Source organism: Cytophagales bacterium, from assembly GCA_033344775.1.
Classification (GTDB): Bacteria; Bacteroidota; Bacteroidia; order Cytophagales; family Cyclobacteriaceae; genus JAWPMT01.
This window is the reverse complement of record JAWPMT010000005.1, coordinates 187003-205855: the sequence shown is the minus strand read 5'-3', so window position 1 is coordinate 205855 and position 18853 is coordinate 187003. Positions and strand designations below refer to the sequence as shown.

Below are 18853 nucleotides of genomic sequence, written 5' to 3'. Positions count from 1 at the left end.
ATTTCGCTTATTTCAAGTTTGACCTAATCGAGTAAGTCTGTTAATTTTCTGACATTTTTGGTTGTAGTAATGATGTACTACGCCTGATGTCTGTAAGTTAGTGATGCTGATGTGTGCTGCAAAGACGGATCTGGTATGGCGCTCCTTTCTGAAAAATCGCAGAAAAGGATTCAGGGCATTGTATGAAAAATATTATGATGCACTCCTTTCTTATGCCATCAGTAAACTCAAGCAGATGGACCTTGCAGAAAATGCAGTAGCTGAGATATTTATTAAACTCTACACTTATGACCGCTTAGACGAGGTAGAACAACCAGAAAACTGGATGTTTACTATCGCTCGTAATTACTGTCTGGGATATGTGAGCAAAGAAAACAACAGGAAACAGATTAATGACCAATTGTTTAGCAATGCTTCTCATGTTCAGGACGCTCAGGCAGATCATTTGATAGATAAGGAAATCCTGCATCATCAGATTCAGCATGCCTTGAGTGAGATCAATCAGGAAATCTGGAAAATGGATACCCAGGGTTTCAATAATCAGGAGATAGCCAGTCGAACAGGAATTAGTGAAAAGACCGTTGCTAACCGCAAGACAGAAATACGGAAGGTGATAAGAGATATGTATTTAAAAATAAATCGGGAAGAATAAGTCATTGAACAGTCTTAATAAATAGATGGAAGTCGATAAACATCCTAACATAGATCAACTGAAATCACGGGCTGATTTGGAATGGGTTGAAAAGCACATTGATTCATGTGAGCGTTGTAGGTCCATGGTAGAGGGACTGGAGTTGCTGAATCAGCATCGAGAAAAGGATCAATCATTGGACCAGATGCTCAATTCCTCAATGGTGCGCACATGGAACCTGATAGATGAACAGCTTCCAACTCAAAGGTCAAACAAGAAGGTGTGGTATGGTGCAATGGCCGGTGCCCTCGTTTTAATTGTTGGAGTTTGGGCTGTATTTTCTGTGAAGTCGTCCGATGGTATGGTAGATTGGGAGGCACCGTATCCGGCACCGGCTTTCCGTAGTAATGACCTTGGTATTTCGGGTACTTTTGGAGAATATTATCAGCAGGGTCAATACAAAGAGGCACGAAAAGAACTAAAGAAAGAAGCTACAAGCGGAGAAAATCAATTTTATATCGGACTCACTTATCTCTATCAGGAAGAACCCCGACCAGATAGTGCCTTACATTTATTTAATAGTGATCTGGTACTTCAGAGTTTGTACATGGAAAGTGCCAGGTTCTATGCTGCCATCGCCCACATAAAACTTGGTGATACGATCCAAAGCAAAGAATTGCTAAACAATATCCTGGCTCAGGAACACCATGCTAACAGGCGCGAAGCTGCGGCCTTGCTGGAGCTATTGGATAATTGACTACTTGAAGTAAATGCGGTTTTTGCTACGAAAAGAAAGCCCCATCCAGGAAAGAGCGGATTCAGACTTTAGGAAATCCATTAATCTTTTCATCAGACCATTTAGTGAGAGCAACTCCGTTTGATTAATTGATTCCTGGTTCTTTTTGACCATAGCAATGTACGTTTAATAGGAAGACCGATTAAGACGACATCTTTCCCGAAAATGTACCAGATATTAGCTTGTTTTCTTCTTCTTTCTGAATAGGACAATGAAGACCAGTCCAACAATAGCCAGAATGGCAAGCCATTCTTTCAATGATTCATGTCGACCTACGATGGCTTCATTTCCCCCCATCATACGAAAACCTGCCCAAAAGAAGGGATGCGTTCGCATATTGCCATCTATTCGTTCAAGGTAATTAAGTTGAGCTGTTCGTAAGGAGGCCGATTTTGACTGACCCCTTTTTAATTGTCGAAAAAAATCGATGATCAGATGAGTACTTTCCTGATCGGCTATTTTCCACTGGCTCAACAGGACACTTCTACAACCCGCATAATTGAAGGCATGGGCCATGCTCATCAGTCCTTCACTTTTGTGAAGCTTGCCATCGCCAGTTTCGCAAGCACTGAGAACGGCCAAATCGGCATTCAGAGGGATACTGTACACTTCGTCCAGATAGAGTGTTCCATCATTCAGGCTGTCCTCCTTACCTGAGAAGTATAACTTTGAATTCAATGGAGATTCTTGATCTACTGTACCATGCATCGCAAGATGGATCAGATCGTAATTTGCTGCTTCATAACGGAAATTCGTCTCTGTTGCCATGGACCCCAATAGCATTTTTCCATTGAACAGACTTCCCACAGCCGTTATTTCTTCGTGTACTCCTGGGATTGCCATATGGGGACCATTAGAAGCCGAAGCCAATTCTGTTTGAGGTGCAGCAAAGCCGATGTATCCATTGATGCCTTTTCGTTGCCATTGATTGTTGGCGATCAGTGAGGATGCAGAAGAGGAGTAACGGATATCATGATCTTTGATCAGATATGGATAGTTTCTGAAGTCCAGCTGCTTTTGGACATCCTGAGTCAGTAGAATGGCAAAATTAATGCTATAAAGGGCACCATGCGGAACGATGGTTAGTACCTGATTGGTGCGTGTGGTTTCAGAAAGGTCTGGAATCAGTAAACGATACAGATCTCTGGAGCTATTTCGATACATTTGATCTGCCACCTGGGCCTGATTCACAATGAAATGATAATTGGCTGTTGACCGTTGATGGTCCTGCAACAAGGATTGCCAGTGAACCGGTTTGATAACCTGATCGAATGTACTTTGGTCTTTGCTGAGGGTGAACCTATAGATGTAGTGACCAGTCATGGAATAGGCCAGCATCACTTCGGATTCCTCTAATTCTTGTTGAATATCTGGTAGGGTTAATGTGATTTCATATTTAAGGTGGTGGTATTCCGGGAAATACTTACGAATGTTCAATTTAAGGGAATCCAATTCCCTGGCTTTTTGAAAAAGTCGCTCTTCCAGGTCTTGTTGTGTTGGATCCGAAGGGTTCGTGTTAATCAGTTTTTGCCGCAAATAGGCCAGTTCCCCATAGAGGTTCAATTCTTTCCTTAGTAGCGTATCAGGAACTTTTGCCAGGGATTTAAGATTTCCTTCATTGATGGCTTGTACCAGCACCTGGGATCGTCTCATTTCAGATATCCAGAATGCCTTTTCCAACCATTCTAGATCTTGCGTTTTTCGATACAATTCGTAGGTCAGGTCCAGGGCCTCTGCACTCACCTCTTCAAATAATTGACTGATCCGAATCTTGGCCTCATCTGATTGAAAAGAGTTTCGAAGAAAGTGCAGGTACTTTAATGCGGCTTCGTAGTATGTTGTCGATTGCTGCGCAATGACTCTCTGTGTTGTGTCCTGTAGGTAAAGAGCGTACAATGAAGAAGCGATTTTTGAAATACTGACTAACCCTTCAAGGGGTACTAGCAGGTTATTAACTTCAGGGATAGGTGCTGCAACAGATTTATCGATTCGTTGAAGATCCAGACTTTTTTGGTAGTAGTCCCTGGCCAAAGAGAAACGATTCCTTTGAAAGTTCAAATCTCCTAGCGCCAGATAATTTTCATGTAAGACCGGACTTTCTGGTCCGTAGAATCCCGCTTTTCTTTTAAGTGCCCGATCAAAGAATTGTCCAGCCGTTTCAAAGGCCTCATGATCTAAATGATATTGGCCCAGAGAGAAATCTACCTTAGATCGTTGACCGGCGATCTCGGAAAGTTCTGCATCCACTAAATTGCTGCATTGTTGAAGTATCTTTAATCGTTGGGATTCATCTCCAATGGATTGGTAATAAGAAGCCCGAAGCAGGTAATTATTGACTAAATATTGACCGCCAAATCGACTGGAAACATTGATAACTGCTTCTGACTTTGCCAGGTTCTCAAGGAAAAATTTGGATTGTCCATTGTTTTTGTAGGCCTCCGCCAGATTTGTGTAAGGTGACAACAAGTAATCGGAAGGAAGAAATTGTTGGTAAATGGGGATTTGTCTGCGATAGAATTCAATGGCCAGATCATAATTACCTAATTCTGAATGGCAATCAGCCAATAACCCGTACGCGACACCTACGTTTACATGTGATTCACCCAACGTTTGTTGTCGAATCTCGAGCACCCTTGAATAGATTTTCAGGGCTTCGTGGTATTGATGTAAATCGTAGTAGTTTCTGGCTATGTATTGTAATGTATTTGAAATGGAAGGATGCATCTCCGTTTTGAGGAGTTCCTTTTTTAATTCCAGTGAGTGGTTGAGGTATTCCAGTGATGTGGTGGGTCTACTAAGGACATAACTTAGGATACCAAGACCATCGTAAGTTGGTCCCATAGAAGTCTTTAATTCACCGTCAAATAGTTCCCAGATTCTTGCCGCTTCCTCATAGTTTTCAAGCGCCCGGTCATACTTAGAAGTGAATCGATGACAATAGCCGAGCATGTTGTGATTATCGGCAAGTGTCCAATGATCCGGACCCACTAACTTCTCTCGGATGGCAATGGATTGATCGTTGTAGGCAAGGCCATCATCAAAACGGCCCAGATTTGCTGCATTTTTACTCAATATGAGTAAGGTTTCAGCCATAATCAGACTGTCCAGGCCTTGCGAAATTTCCAGTTGAAGTGCTTCTTCCAGGAATTGCTGACCATCACGGCTTTGGTTCATCATGGCTTCTCCCAAAGCTGTTAAAACTTTTGCTCTTAAATCATCATTGATTTCTTGATCAAGCAGTGCCAGGGCACAATGCTCTGCTTCCTGGTATTTACCATCAAAAATTAATGCTTTGACTTTCGGCAAATCGCAACCTTCTGCAGGTTGAGATTGGAGCTTTAGAGACAGGAAGTAAATCACACATATTACAGTATACTTAAGCACGGTCAGGGTATTATCACTCTCTTTAAGATAGGTGATTTGCCTGCTTTTCCCGGCAATTAGAGCACTTTTTCGGAAAAAGTGTGTCAAAATGATTTTTCGTTTTCTTTCAGGGAAAATCGTAGCACTCATGAGTCTTAGCATTGAATGAAGGACCTGGATTCAGGCACCTTCCTATTCTATTCATCGCCAATACTCAAGTTATGAAGTTGAATTCGTTCAGACTCATTTTTTTCCTTTGTTTTTCAGGAATGACCCTAAGTCTTCTTGCACAGCCTACAGGTTTTGCCTATCACAAGTCCATTGAAATTCAGTCAGCCCAGGATTCAGGAAGTACGGACCTGGTCAATTTTCCGATGCTGTTTTCAGTGACTAATGACAATGACCTGAGACACACCTCCCAGGGTGGGAGAGTACAGCATACCGAAGGGTATGATATTGTGTTTACACAGGATGATTGCTACACGATCCTTGAGCATGAAATTGAAAGTTATGATGGAACTTCAGGCACTTTCATCGCTTGGGTAAAAATTCCCAATTTAAACCCTTCTTCAAAACCCCCATTCGAATGTATTATGGTAATGGCTCGGTGGAAACAAGTCCTTCATCGGTGGGTGTCTGGGGCATTAATTACGAAAATGTATATCACATGACCCACGAACCAGCCACAAGACTCGCCACGGAATCCACCTTAAATCAGAGACAGGGGTCTCTGGTTGGGTCCTGGGATTCCGCCGATAGTGTGGCTGCGCAAATTGGCGGTTCTTGGCAGTTTGATGGGAACACAGAGCAAGACCAAATCACTGCCAGTGCCTATGAGAAAGCAGACAATACGATTACCTGGAGTGCCTGGGTACGGCTAGAGACTGGTTCTCCGGATTACGCAGGTCTTTTTTATGATTATGGCGGGATCAATTTTGATAATGCGCACAATAGAGGCGTTGACAATGAGGTGAGATTGGCCGCCAATTCATTTTGGCAGGTTCAGACAGGGCTGGCCGTGCAGGAAAATGGTTGGTCCTACGTGGCACTTTCCATGAATGGAAATGCAAATAATGAAACCACGCTTTATGTCGGGAATGGTGGCACCCTGCAGAGCTATGACAATAACAGCACATTTGCTGCGGGTTTTGCTTCCACGCTCAGAATTTGCAACCAGACTTGTTGCGGTCCCACGAGATTCTTTGTTGGTCGAATTGATGAAGCAAGGTTTGCTTCTGTGGCTTTGAGCGCTGATTGGATCACCACAGAATACAACAATCAATATGATCCTACCAGCTTCTATACGGTAGGATCGGAAGTAGCAGGAGGGGGAACGGCTGTAGTTCTCCAGATATCACAGGCCTGAAGCCAACTTAATTGCCATGAAGTTCTCGCTTTTTCAAAGTGGACTAGGCACAGATGCAGGTACCAATACTTTATCCTTCAATGGATTGACTTCTTTCTCAGAACTTACGGGCGGCAATGGCTCTACCAATGACCCGACCTTGCCGGTGGAATGGTTACAATTTTTAGGAAAACCTGAAAATGGACTGGTACGGTTAAGTTGGTCCACCGCCAGCGAGATCAATAATGACTATTTTGAAGTAGAACGAGCGGTAGATGGATTAGCTTTCGAAGTGATTGGTAGACTGGAGGGGCAGGGAACAAGTAATGAGCGCACAGATTACTTATTCCGGGATACAACTCCAACCCGCGGAATCAACTACCATCGAATCAAGCAGGTGGATTTTGATGGTCAATTCGATTTTAGTCCGATCATCGATGTGAATACCAACTTCTTCTCTTTTCGACAATTTGAAATATTTCCAAATCCGACCAATGATCATCTGACCGTCCAATTTGAAAGTTTCCAACAAATTCCTGTTAGTTTCTCTATCGTTGACCTATTTGGCAGGACAGTTTTACAATCTGTTCTTGATCCATCCGAAGATTTGGGTTCATTCACGATCGATTTACCGGAAAACATGCATCCGGGAATCTACCTGTTAATGTTTGACCAAAATGCAAAGATTGACTATCGCATGTTCGTTAACAATGATCAAAAGGATCGTTCGATGAACTTCCTGTTTTTACTTCTGAAATCGAGTCCCGACCAATGAATAAACGGTTGATTCTTAAGATCTTCGATCACTTGTCTCCATAGGCCCTTCAATGAAAAAATATTGACCTGCTCTCTCTTTTCCTGGCTCTTCATGTCTAAAAAAGTATTCTAACTTGGCTATAACTGGCTACAAATATCCGAACTATTTCATAAAGAAACGGGCTTATAGGAAGCAATTGGGGTGCATAGGGTACCAATTGTCACCTTTTTGAATAAAGCACGTAAATTGATGGTTGAAACCTGTTGTGATGAGGACACTTTTTGCCTGCCTTTTCTTTATTCCTATTTTGCTATCTGCTCAAATACCCGCCATTGATGATTCATTGAACCAAATGGGCGATAAGGTTGAGACGGTCGACTGGTTGAATGATACGTTGAAAGTATTCCCAAGGGCAGACCTTGCGGCCTTGGAATACTATGCCAAATATTCGATTGAATTGGCGCGACAACTTGAGTATAAGCAAGGAGAAGCGCAGGCACTTGGTTACCTGGGTATATCTTATTGGGGAAGGGATCGACATCAGGAGGCGATGGAGCAGTATCTGGAGGCACTTAGACTTTTTCGGGAAATTGGTGACCAGGCCCGTTCAGCCAGGGTATTAGTCAATATTGGCAATACTTATGATGAGCTTGGGCAAACGGATAAAGCCATGGAATACGTGCAAGAGGCCATCGATATCCTCACCGAACTGGACGATCAAAAACGACTTTCGCAGGCACAATTGAATCTTGGCGTGATCTTCTTTTATCAGGAAGCCTACGATTCGTCCCTTTTCTATTTCGAAGAAGTCATGAAATTTCGGATACAGGGGCAGGATACTGCAGGTATTGCTCTGCTTAATCTGAACATTGCCAATGTCTATGAATTCAAGAAGGACATAACCACCGCAGCCGATTATTATCTAAAAGCGTTGAATATGGTCAAGCCTGAAGACCTGCTTCGGGCGAATATCTATTTAGGACTGGGCAATGCTTATTTACTGACGGGGCGAGATGTGGCAGGACTAAAGTACCTGGATTCCGGTTTGAACATGGCTGTGGAAACGGAACAAGCTTATATGCAGCAAGTGGCAGTTTCTTACTTCAAAGAACATTACCTGCGCCAAAATGAGTTTGAAAAGGCCTACGAATACCTGGAACAGGAATATGAACTGGATGATCAGATCCGTGGAGAAAAAGTACAGGAGCAAGTGGAGGTCTTGACGCTGAAATTTGAAGATGAGAAAAAAGCGAAGCAACTGGCGGAACTAGAAACGGAGAAAGCGCAACAGCGACTTTTCTTCATCGCTATCGTGCTAACGAGTGTTCTTTTACTCTCTTTGGCGATTTTTATTGTTCTCACTTTGAGGAACCGCGAACGGGTAGCGAAAAAGCAATCCGTATTACTACAAGAGCGATTGGATCAAAAGAGTAAAGAGCTGGCTTCCTATGCGTTGAACTTCATTCAAAAGAACGAATTGCTGGGAGAATTATCTGACAAGGTGAATGAACTCAAAGACATCTCCAATGACAAGATGCATCGTGGACTTAATCAGTTGAATAACATCATCGGAGGGAGTATGCGCATTGATCAGGATTGGGAAACTTTCCGGCTGATGTTTGAGGAAGTTCACAGTGGTTTTCTGATGCGATTGAAGGAGGAACACATGGATTTGGGAAATGCAGACCTCAAGCTTTGTGCTTTGCTACGATTGAACATGAACCTGAAGGAATCTTCCCGGATTTTGGGGATTAGTGCAGACAGTGTGAAGACCGCCAGAAGTCGTTTACGTAAAAAGTTAGGCCTGAAAACCGAAGAAAATCTGGTTGATTTCCTCATCAGTTTCGATAATCGTTCTAAAACGTTAGAAACACTTCATTATAATTAATATTCAGATAATCAGATAGTTAAGCCTTCTTGTACACCTTTTGTTTACCTGATAATTTGGCGATGTTTACGTCTGGTTAACCTGCTGTTTCCGTAAGAGTGCTCAGGTCAAAAATAGTTTTGCAGCCGCAAAAAGAACTGAACACCGCTTATGAACAAATCATTCACACTAGGAGTCTCTGCTGCGAGGATGCAGCGATTCCGCACTGCTTTAGACGCTTGCGAAAATGTCGCCAATCATTTAGCAAGTAAGCTGTCTACATTGAAACCCGGATTGGTCATACGGGGAATTACCGCGAAGGATAACACCTCCATTGCCAGGTTTTTGAATCACATTTTTTTATACAAAGGCCACCTGGCTTCTGAGGCGTTGCAACAGGATCAGGAGCTAAGTGATATCTACCGATCGTATAAGGAAAAGAATGCCTTTTTTGGCGTCATGATCAATGACAAAGAAGTTGTTGGAACCATAGGATTCAAACCAATGGAAGATCATGAGGTGTGTAAGCTGAAGAAGTTTCACTTATGTCCTGAGTTTACTTCACCAGATCATGCCAATAAGTTGCTGAACTATGCACTTGATAAGGCACGGTCGATGAACTTTAATACATGCATGATTCAAGTGCTTCCAGGTGAACCAGAACTTCAAAACTTCCTGTTGATGCATGGATTTAACCCTAGTTGCGGAGAGATTAAAAAGTCTGGGAACTACCTGTGCCGAGAGCTTTAGCTGTTAAGTAAACCTGATATTTCGCCGGACGGACGATCAGCAATTGAGATCCTACTTTTTTGATGCCTCATGGACTATGAGCAACATTGAGAATGATATGGGAGGTTGATTGATCTCTGATGTCTGGTCAGAGATCCGGCGATTCGGGTTACCATATCACTCGATCAGCTAACCAATGGGTGTTTCCGAATAATCGGTCACACCCGACTTTATTTCCTTATGGATTAGCGACTACCTTCTTATCGCCATTGCAATACTTTTTCATGTAGGCAGAGGCATTGCTACTCCCGAGAGATGAAGCTTGCGTAAAGTCGGAACAGGCTTCTTCGTATCGCTCCATGAACCCAAGAGCAATTCCTCGATTGATCAATGCACTGGTATGTTTGGGGTTTGTCTGCAGAATGTCTGCAAATACTTCGTGGGCTCGTGAATAATCTTCCAGTTTGATGTGGTTGACACCTATGTGGAACTGCACGTTGGCTTCTGAGACCTTTAAAAAAGAGGTAGCGTTATTCTCTAATGTCAAGGCCATGAATTCGTTGGACTTGGCAAAATCTTCCAGGTCGTGGTAAATGATTCCCAGATAATAGAAGTAGTTGGATTGCGTATTATCAAGATTGATGGCCCTATTCAGGTCATTGATGGCTGAGTGTCTTTTCCCCATATGGTAATGAGTCAGGCCTCTAGCGTAGTGATATTCCGGATTTTGACGATTGATCGCCAGGGCTTTGTTGAATTCTATTTTGGCTTCCGCGTATTTCTCTTCCTTCAGTAATTTGGAGCCCGTCTGGTAGAATTGAGTGGCTTCCGGAGTACCCAAACCATCCTGAGCTTTGCTGACAAAAGAAAACAGTAAAAACGCAATGAGTAATTTGACCTTCATGAAAATAGCTATGGTTGGACCCAAAGATCATTTCAAAAAGAAAGGTGGAGGAATGGTTTTGATTGAATGGGAGAAAAACGGGCTGAAATAGCCTAAATTTCAGGAGAAGGGGCTATCATGATCACCTGCTCACGTTCCACCACCACAGCCCCCGGTGGATCACCTTTGCGCTTTCTGACAAACTTCTTCGGCGTATAAATCACTGGGCATAAGGAATCACTTTTGCGTTTGGAATGATGTGCGGCGAGGGCAGCGGCTTTTTCCAATACAGGTGTAGGAATGGTCTTGTTACCAGCGTTTTTGATCACGACATGTGAGCCCGAAACATCTTTGGCGTGGAGCCAGGTGTCATCCTTTCGGGCATATTTTAAGGTCAGTTCATCGTTAGCTTTAGAATGCTTGCCGATCCATATTTGAAAGCCCATGTAAATCACCTCTTTATATGGAAGGATAGTCTCCGATGTAGCTCCCTTAGATGGATCCAGCTTCTTTTCTTTAACAAATTGATTGAGTGTTCGGAAATTGTCTACTGGTTCTAAATCTTCTAGTTGTGCCATCAAGGCAAAAAGCTCTTCTTCTTTCGCGGCAATGCTTTCTTCCGTCTTCTGGCGCTCGATCTTTTCATTTTTCCCTTTTCGATACAGGTTCTCGGCATGGTGTTGTGGTTTGACACCTCGTTTGATTTTGATTTCGATGGGCCGGTTGGTGTAAAAATCCTCCAATACAATTTTTTCCTGACCCGGCTTGAATTGGTGTAGATTGGCCATGACAATGTTGGCCACTTCTTCGTAACTACGTCGGGTATTGATTTTCTTCAGGTGCAATTGATAGCTTTCGAGGGCCTTTTCCGTTTTGGACTGTCGTTTTTTTAACAGATTGACGATGCTCTGTTTCTTGTGAAGGAAGAGATAGTCCCGCACGAAGGAGAGGTGCAACTCTTGACAGATCTTAATTGGATCATCACTTTCGAAATCAAACTGTGTTGGCTCGAGCAGGCTCACTTCAGGTTTGCCCTGCTGGTTTTTATGCAGATAGATTTTATTTGCTACAAGCAGATTAAGACTCATTTTCAAGACCTCATCATCTGTTGCAGAAGCAGAGATGGTTTTTCCCAGCAGCATACGTAATTGACGAAGGTCCTCTGCCTGTGGATGATCAATGGATATTGTTCGAGCAAGAGAATTGAGGTCCGTCTGTTGATCCGAGGCAAGAACATGTCGGAACACTTTCGATTCCTCTTTGTCTTTGAACAGCAGGACATTACTTCGACGACCATGGAGTTTGAAAAGTAGCTGAGCACCATCAGATAATTGGAAATAGAAGCTTCTGTCCCAATCAACCTGGTGAACCGTCTCTATTTTCTTTCCAAGAATCTCGGGGAAAAGGTCAATGCTGTTTTTTCGAGCTCGTTTGAAATCGGAAGGAAAGTCAATCAAGCTTACTTGCGGATCAAAATTACATTTGATGTAGCATTCTTCCTGATCATGGGCTAGTCCAAAAACGATTTCATCTTTGTTTTGGCTGAAGCACGCAACAAACTCCCAGCCGGTGAGTTTCTGTCCTAAAGCTTTTGACAGCTTACGTATGAAGTAATAACTGTGGAACATGAGATATTAATGGCGCGAGAATTACAGGTCTACTTTGAGTCCATCCCAGGCCAACTCCATGCCTTCGGGAAGTTCTGCATTAACCTCCTGGTGTAACCCCAGTTTGTGACTGATGTGTGTGAAGTAGGTTTTTTCTGCTCCGATTTCTCTTGCAACATCTACCGCTTCTTGCAAAGTGTAGTGACTGATATGCTCGGTTTTTTGCAGGGCATTTAGAACGAGCACTTTACTGCCACGGACTTTATCAATCTCCTCGGGGCTTATATAATTCGTATCTGTGATGTATGAGAAATCGCCAAAGCGATAACCAAAAACAGGGAGTTTGTGGTGCATGACCTCTATTGGAATGATGTCAATTCCAGCTACTTCAAAGGGCCTGTTTTCAATTTCTATTGGAGTAATGATCGGTACGCCTGGGTATTTGATCTCTGCAAAAGCATAAGCGAATTCTTTCTTGATCTGCTCTAATACAGTTTTCCTGCCATAGATCGGCATGTCCGTTTTCTGGGCAAAATTGAAGCTTCTGACATCATCCAGGCCAGCTGTGTGATCTTTATGTTCATGTGTGAATATGACTGCATTGAGCTTCCTGATCCTTTCCCGGAGCATTTGCTGCCGAAAATCAGGTCCGGTATCTACCACAATGCTCGTTTCACCAACCTGTACATGGATTGAACTTCGCAATCGCTTGTCATGAAAGTCCAATGACGTGCACACATCGCACGTGCAAGTGATCACAGGAACACCCTGTGAAGTGCCAGTACCAAGAAATGTAATCCTCAAAGCTGAAGTTCTGTTTGTGAGATTTCGTTGTAAAGTTTCCTGTTTTTCTCGCTTAGCCCGGAAATGTCTACTTCAATGGATTTTAAAATTTCAATCAGGCTGTTGATCTTTCCTTCCGTTGAGAAATACTTATTGACTACTGCTACTTTTTTGTCTTTGATGATGCAATAGCCAGACTGAAACCTGCCTTTTTCGTACCGGAGGATGTAATCCGTTTCAGAAAAAAGATCTTCTAGTTTATTGAGAAAATGATTGGTAAACTTAACGGTCATTTATTTCTCTACATAAGACTTTACCAGCTCTACCATGTTATCATAGTTCAGAGGTTTGGGTAAATAGTCATTGATTCCTACTTCCTTGAAGTCCTCCATGGAATAATTCTTCGCATTCCCCGTAATGGCAATGATCGGAATGTCCTTATTGCCGCCTGGATCATTTGAACGAATCTCTTTTGCACAAGTCATGCCATCCATAATGGGCATGTGAATGTCCAAAAGTACCAGATCATACGGACTTGCTCCGAGTTTGTCCAGTACCTGCGCTCCGTTTTTTACCGAAGTGATTTCATAATTTTGAATAGTCAGTATCCGCTTGGTTAGGTTCTGGATCACTGAACTATCTTCCGCCACAAGTATTTTTTTGCCCATTTGCCAGGTATTAATCTATTAAAAGGTTTCTATAGCTATCCTGGAATTCAAGGAACGATTGGTTGAGGTCGTCCAAATCTTTTTCCAGATGATCAAAGTTATTTTCTTTTATCTTTTTTTCAATGTATTCCGCGATTCGTGATAGTTTTTCAATGCCGAGGGTTCCTGCATTCCCTTTTAACGTGTGTAATGCGGTGCGAAGAGACTCAATATCTTTTGAAGCGAGCCATATGGGCGCATTGGTCACTTGTTCACCTGCCTCCTCATCAAATTCTTCCAATACACTTTGGATCAGTTCTGTCCCACCGTATTTGTGTAAGTGGTTGAGCGTATTCTGATTGATGACCAGTAATTCTGCGTCTTTCGAAAAGACTTCACTATCAACTGTGGTCTTCGGTTCAAAATTGACCCAGTTTTTCACTTTTTCAATGAGTGAGCTTGCTTTGATGGGCTTGGCCAGATAATCATCCATTCCCTGACTCAGGAATTTTGCCCGATCTTCTTCCATGGAGTAGGCGGTCATGGCTACGATAGGAGGAAGCGTTTCCTTGCCCAGGGTCTTGATCTTTGCTGTGGCCTCAACGCCATCCATTTTAGGCATCTGAATGTCCATGAAGATCAAATCGAAAACCTCCTTGTCTACCATTTCTATGGCTAAAAAGCCATCTTTGGCCTCCTCGACCTGGCAACCGGACTTTTTCAGGATTTGGCTGGCGACTCTTCGGTTAATATCATTATCGTCCACTAGCAATACCCGAGGTTCGGTACTGGTAAACTCTTTGACAATGAAGGGTTCCTCTTGCGGTTCCTCAAACTCTGATGGCTCAGTGATTCGAGTAGCATGAAAGGTAAACCAAAAGGTACTCCCTAGTCCTGGAGTGGAAACCACACCTATGTCACCATTCATCGATTTGACGAGTTCTTTGGAGATCACCAGTCCCAAACCGGTTCCGCCGTAGATCTTCGAACTGGAATTGTCTACCTGACTGAAACTTTGGAATAGCTTTTCCTGATCTTCTTCGGAAATCCCAATGCCCGAATCTTTCACTGAGACCTGGAAGGTAATTTGATCTCTCTCTTCCTCACGGATTCGGATAGAAATATTGATGTTGCCTTTTGTATGCGAGAATTTGATTGCATTTGAAGTCAGGTTCGAAATGACCTGAAGTAACCGGGTCTCGTCCGCCAAGACCCATTCGGGCATCTTGTTGTCCAGATGGTAGTAGAGCTGGGTGTTATTAAGGTACGCCTGCTGCGAGAAAAGTTCGTAAACCCGTTCGAAGGTTTCTACTAACCGTACGGGCTTCTTTCGCAACTCCATTTTACCTGCTTCGATCTTAGACAGGTCAAGAATATCATTGAGAATATGAAGCAGGGTGTCCGAAGAGTGTTTGATTGTACGCACATATTCAGATTGCTCTCCATCCAACGAGGTAGATCCTAACAAATCGATCATGCCGATGATCCCATTCATTGGCGTACGGATCTCATGACTCATATTAGCGAGGAAACGCTCCTTTATTTGCAGGGAGTGCTCCGCCAGTTCCTTGGCTTTTCGAAGTTCGACGTTGGTGTTTTTGAGTCGGGTAATGTCTCGAGCAACCCCTTCAATCTCTATTCTGCGACTGATCTTTGAAACAATTCTCACGTTGCAGAGGAAGTTGATTTCCTCTCCCGATTTGGTGAGCGCATTCCCTTCAATGTTTCTGATCCGCTTTTTACTGAACAGTTCTTTGATAAGCTCAGTGAAACCAATTTTTGAGAGGAAATAGTCACCTATGTTTCTACCGATCAATTCTTTCGAGGTAAAGCCAAGTACTTCCTGTACCGAAGGACTTACCATAGAAATGATGCCTTGCACATCACATCGGAAATAGATATCCTGAAACGATTCGAAGATATTCCGAAACTTCTCCTCACTTTCCATCAACGAACGTTCACTGTCCTTTTTTTCTGTAATATCATTGGCCAGTACGGATACTTCATCGATACTCCCATCAGGCATGTAAATTGGATTAAGGAAGATGTCTCTCCAAATCTCTTTTCCATTACCGCTGACGAGCATTTGTTGGAAATTGATGATCTCTCCATCGAATGCTTTACGGTATTGCCCTAGCCATAATTTCTTATCAATCTTTTCTACTTTCTGCAGCCGCTTACCTGTCAGGCTCATGCCCAACTCAGGTTGGAACCCATAGTTGCCTTGAAAAGACTCTGAAAAATTCTCGTTGAAGGAAGTGAAACTATAATTACGGTCCACACTCCAGATCTGGTGCGTGGTGCTTTCGAAAATGGCACTCAATCGAGCGGCCTGATCTTCGATTTTTCGTTCGTCACTTCTCCGCTGCAGCGCCAGACTTACCTGACCGCCAATGAAGTCCAGTAGTTCCAGGTCTTTGTCATTGTAGCCGGTTTCATGACGGTAGGAGTAGACGGACATTACTCCAACAGCTTTGTTAGAATACCGCATAACAACTCCAAGCCATATCCTTGGAACAGGCTGAATGGTTTTGAGGCCTTTTCGTTCCAGGACCTTTTCGATCCCCTCGGCATACATGATCAGGGGCTTCCCATAATCGAAGGTGTAATTAGCGAGCAGGTGGTCCAGCTGCGCAGTGGCCTCGGGGTTGGTGGACTCGTTGGTCACATAAGGAAAGTGAAATCCTTTTTTGTTCGGGTTTTTCAGAGCGATGGCGAAGTTCCGAACTTTGAGGAAGTTTTTTAGTTCCTCGTACACCCGGTTATAGAATTCGTCGATGTTCCTTTGCTGAATGGTTAGCGATGCGATTTTATAATAGAGACTCTGGGCCTTTTCTGCTCGAACACGTTCCGTAATATCAAAGAAAATACAATGGTATTCGATGGGGATCTCATCCTCGAAGACACAGGTCATTGTCCCTTTTACGAAAATATTTTTTCCGTATTTTGAGATCAATACGGTATCCAGCTTTTCACTTTTGACCCCTGCTGTGATCTTTAGTAACTTTTCTAAGGTAGATCGTCGGTGGTCCGGATGTATCGCATCAACGAATCTTAAGTCCTTCAATTCATTCTCGGAATATCCCAACTTGTTTTTCCATGCGTCGTTCACGAAAATGATCTCACCGCGCGGTTGAAAGATCTGGATGAGATCGCTGGAACTGTTGAAAAGCTCCTTGAAATGATGATTAGTTTTCTCAAGGGTGCGTGAATGCTCCTTCTGAATGATGGTCAGCTTCTTTTGCAAACCGATCACTTGTCTCTGGAGACTTGCTAAGGAAGCATCAATAATCTCACCCATGATCTTAAAATTACCTAATTATTCCTAGTTTTAGTCCATATGAGTGCAGCGCCAGAAAAATATTTGTTATCAATCGTAGGACCTACCGCAAGTGGAAAAACTTCAATGGCCATTGAGCTAGCCAAATGGCTTGATACGGAGATCATTTCGGCAGATTCACGTCAGTTTTTTAAGGAATTGGAAATTGGTACGGCGAAACCTACACCTGAAGAGTTGGCGCAAGCTCCACATCATTTTGTGAATCACTGTCAGATCGATCAACGATACGATGTAGGACAGTTTGAACGTGAGGTACTGGAGAAGCTTGAGGAGCTATACCGAGTGCATAAGGTAGTGATCATGGTAGGTGGTTCCGGGCTTTATTGCAAAGCTGTTTGGGAAGGATTAGATGAATTTCCTGAGATTGATCTCTCCTATAGGGAGGCCTTAAAAAATGAGCTTAATTGGCACGGATTAACACCTTTGTTATCCGAATTGGAAAAAGCTGATCCGGAATATTATGAATTGGTGGACCGGCAAAACCCACAACGTATTATAAGGGCTTTGGAAGTGATCCGGGCAACGCAACAGACTTTCACGTCTTTCAGAGCACAGAAAGCACCCAAAATCCCTCGAAATTTTAAGAACATCAAAGTGGGGATAGAAATGCCTCGTGATGTACTTTATGCCCGCATCGAACACAGAATGGACCTCATGATTGAAGCAGGTCTATTTGATGAGGCCAGGGAAATGTTACCTTATCGGCAATACAATGCACTACAAACGGTGGGATACACCGAAATTTTCCGACATTTCGATGGTGAATATGATCGTGAAGAAGCGGTCAGGTTATTGAAACGCAATACCCGTCGATTCGCAAAAAGGCAATTCACCTGGTTCAAAAGAGATCCTGAAATTAAGTGGTATCATCCCGACCAGATTGAAATGATCAAGGATGATATTTTGACTGCCTTAAATACTTAATACCTGCACCAAACGCATCAAGTCTTCGTTGATCGGTTTGGCTTTGGATATCGCAAGTTTAAAACTGGTGTAACGCACTTTTTTGTCGATGATCCCCGCCATGACGTTAGTTTCTCCGTTGAGCAGACCTTCGACAGCAGCCATACCTAGCCTCGAAGCAAGGATACGATCCATAGAAGTTGGAGATCCACCACGCTGCATGTGCCCTAATGTTGATACTCGAATGTCAAGTCCGGGTAATTCAGTAGCTACTTTGGCAGCCACTTCCAGCGCGCTGCCTTGCTGACCACCTTCTGCACAGATGACAATAGAAGAGGTTTTTTGACGATCTCGACCTTCCTTCAACGTTTGGATCACGTCATTGATCGTAGTTGAAGTTTCTGGTACCATTACCATTTCAGCTCCACCACCAATGGCGCATTGGATAGCAATGTATCCGGAATGGCGACCCATCACTTCCACAAAGAAGACCCGGTCGTGAGAATTTGCAGTATCTCGAATTTTATCAATGGAGTCCAATGCGGTGTTTACTGCCGTATCGAAACCAATGGTAAAGTCTGATCCATAAAGGTCATTATCGATCGTTCCTGGTGCTCCGACAGTCGGAATGCCAAATTCCTCGTGGAAAATATTAGCTCCTGTAAATGTTCCATCTCCGCCAATGGCAACCAATCCTTCGATTCCTCTTTTTTTCAACTGATCGTAAGCCTTTTTACGACCTTCTGGCGTCATGAATTCTTTGCTTCGTGCAGATTTCAGGATGGTACCGCCTCTTTGAAGGATGTTGCTCACCGAATAGGATTTCATCTTGTAGATGTCTCCTTCTATCATGCCATTGTATCCGTATTTGATACCGTAGACATCTATTCCCAAAAACAAGGAAGTCCGAACTACAGATCGAATGCATGCATTCATCCCAGGCGCGTCCCCTCCAGAAGTAAATACTCCAATGCTTTTCATATAGACCTTTTATTGACGGGGTGAATCGGCTTGAAAATGCCCCAAATGAATGGTTTCTAAAAGGACCTTTCTCAAACCGGCGCCAATATTAAATAAAATTTGATTAGATGGGCAGGATTGATGTTCATTTATGCATTAAATAAAGTACGCAAACGATTTAATTAGACAATAGGCGATATGCCAATTTTTTTGCATGTATTTAGGGATAGTGAATAACTCCT

General features: G+C 43.1%; 16 protein-coding genes. 8 read left to right on the top strand and 8 right to left on the bottom strand.

The window, feature by feature from the left end:
- Positions 1–109: 109 nt before the first annotated feature.
- Positions 110–652 (top strand): sigma-70 family RNA polymerase sigma factor, encoded by a 543-nt coding sequence (locus tag R8G66_18795; protein MDW3194432.1) that lies wholly within the window; start codon positions 110–112, stop codon positions 650–652.
- 25 nt (positions 653–677) lie between these two features.
- Positions 678–1388: a hypothetical protein gene (locus tag R8G66_18790; protein ID MDW3194431.1), complete on the top strand. Its 711-nt coding sequence runs from the start codon at positions 678–680 to the stop codon at positions 1386–1388.
- Positions 1389–1604: 216 nt separating this feature from the next.
- Here the strand turns inward: R8G66_18790 and R8G66_18785 are convergent, their stop codons facing one another.
- On the bottom strand, positions 1605–4940 hold the full coding sequence (locus R8G66_18785; protein ID MDW3194430.1) for a CHAT domain-containing tetratricopeptide repeat protein: 3336 nt from the start codon (positions 4938–4940) through the stop codon (positions 1605–1607).
- 119 nt (positions 4941–5059) lie between these two features.
- Here R8G66_18785 and R8G66_18780 point away from each other — a divergent pair, with 119 nt between their 5' ends.
- The 5 genes from R8G66_18780 (at position 5060) to R8G66_18760 (ending at position 9509) form a co-directional block, all read left to right on the top strand.
- On the top strand, positions 5060–5461 hold the full coding sequence (locus tag R8G66_18780) for a hypothetical protein (protein ID MDW3194429.1): 402 nt from the start codon (positions 5060–5062) through the stop codon (positions 5459–5461).
- The gene (locus tag R8G66_18775; protein MDW3194428.1) at positions 5458–6156 is read left to right on the top strand and encodes a LamG-like jellyroll fold domain-containing protein; all 699 of its coding nucleotides are present in this window, start codon (positions 5458–5460) and stop codon (positions 6154–6156) included. Before R8G66_18780 ends, R8G66_18775 begins: the two co-directional genes overlap by 4 nt.
- A 16-nt stretch (positions 6157–6172) precedes the next feature.
- Positions 6173–6910 carry a T9SS type A sorting domain-containing protein gene (locus R8G66_18770; protein ID MDW3194427.1) on the top strand — a complete coding sequence of 246 codons (738 nt, stop codon included), beginning with the start codon at positions 6173–6175 and terminating at the stop codon, positions 6908–6910.
- A 250-nt stretch (positions 6911–7160) separates the two neighbouring features.
- Positions 7161–8780, top strand: coding sequence for a tetratricopeptide repeat protein (locus R8G66_18765; protein ID MDW3194426.1), 1620 nt, complete (start codon positions 7161–7163; stop codon positions 8778–8780).
- A gap of 150 nt (positions 8781–8930) precedes the next feature.
- Positions 8931–9509, top strand: coding sequence for a GNAT family N-acetyltransferase (locus tag R8G66_18760; protein MDW3194425.1), 579 nt, complete (start codon positions 8931–8933; stop codon positions 9507–9509).
- 217 nt (positions 9510–9726) lie between these two features.
- On the opposite strand, the gene R8G66_18755 is transcribed toward R8G66_18760, so the two are convergent.
- The 6 genes from R8G66_18755 to R8G66_18730 all read right to left on the bottom strand — a co-directional run bounded on the left by R8G66_18755 (position 9727) and on the right by R8G66_18730 (position 16709).
- Positions 9727–10392 (bottom strand): tetratricopeptide repeat protein, encoded by a 666-nt coding sequence (locus R8G66_18755; protein MDW3194424.1) that lies wholly within the window; start codon positions 10390–10392, stop codon positions 9727–9729.
- Between the two features lie 92 nt (positions 10393–10484).
- On the bottom strand, positions 10485–11999 hold the full coding sequence (locus tag R8G66_18750) for an NFACT RNA binding domain-containing protein (GenBank protein ID MDW3194423.1): 1515 nt from the start codon (positions 11997–11999) through the stop codon (positions 10485–10487).
- 21 nt (positions 12000–12020) lie between these two features.
- On the bottom strand, positions 12021–12782 hold the full coding sequence (locus R8G66_18745) for an MBL fold metallo-hydrolase (protein ID MDW3194422.1): 762 nt from the start codon (positions 12780–12782) through the stop codon (positions 12021–12023).
- Positions 12779–13054, bottom strand: coding sequence for a hypothetical protein (locus R8G66_18740; GenBank protein MDW3194421.1), 276 nt, complete (start codon positions 13052–13054; stop codon positions 12779–12781). The genes R8G66_18745 and R8G66_18740 overlap by 4 nt, the downstream gene beginning before the upstream one ends.
- Entirely contained in the window at positions 13055–13429 is a 375-nt protein-coding gene (locus R8G66_18735) for a response regulator (GenBank protein MDW3194420.1), read from the bottom strand.
- A 10-nt stretch (positions 13430–13439) separates the two neighbouring features.
- Positions 13440–16709: a PAS domain S-box protein gene (locus R8G66_18730; GenBank protein MDW3194419.1), complete on the bottom strand. Its 3270-nt coding sequence runs from the start codon at positions 16707–16709 to the stop codon at positions 13440–13442.
- A 39-nt stretch (positions 16710–16748) separates the two neighbouring features.
- Between R8G66_18730 and miaA the strand changes: the two genes are divergently transcribed.
- A complete protein-coding gene (gene miaA, locus R8G66_18725) occupies positions 16749–17672 on the top strand; it encodes a tRNA (adenosine(37)-N6)-dimethylallyltransferase MiaA (GenBank protein MDW3194418.1) in 924 nt (307 codons plus the stop codon).
- Here the strand turns inward: miaA and pfkA are convergent.
- Positions 17661–18632 (bottom strand): 6-phosphofructokinase, encoded by a 972-nt coding sequence (pfkA, locus tag R8G66_18720; protein MDW3194417.1) that lies wholly within the window; start codon positions 18630–18632, stop codon positions 17661–17663. The two genes, miaA and pfkA, sit on opposite strands and share 12 nt — an antisense overlap.
- Positions 18633–18853: the final 221 nt, after the last annotated feature.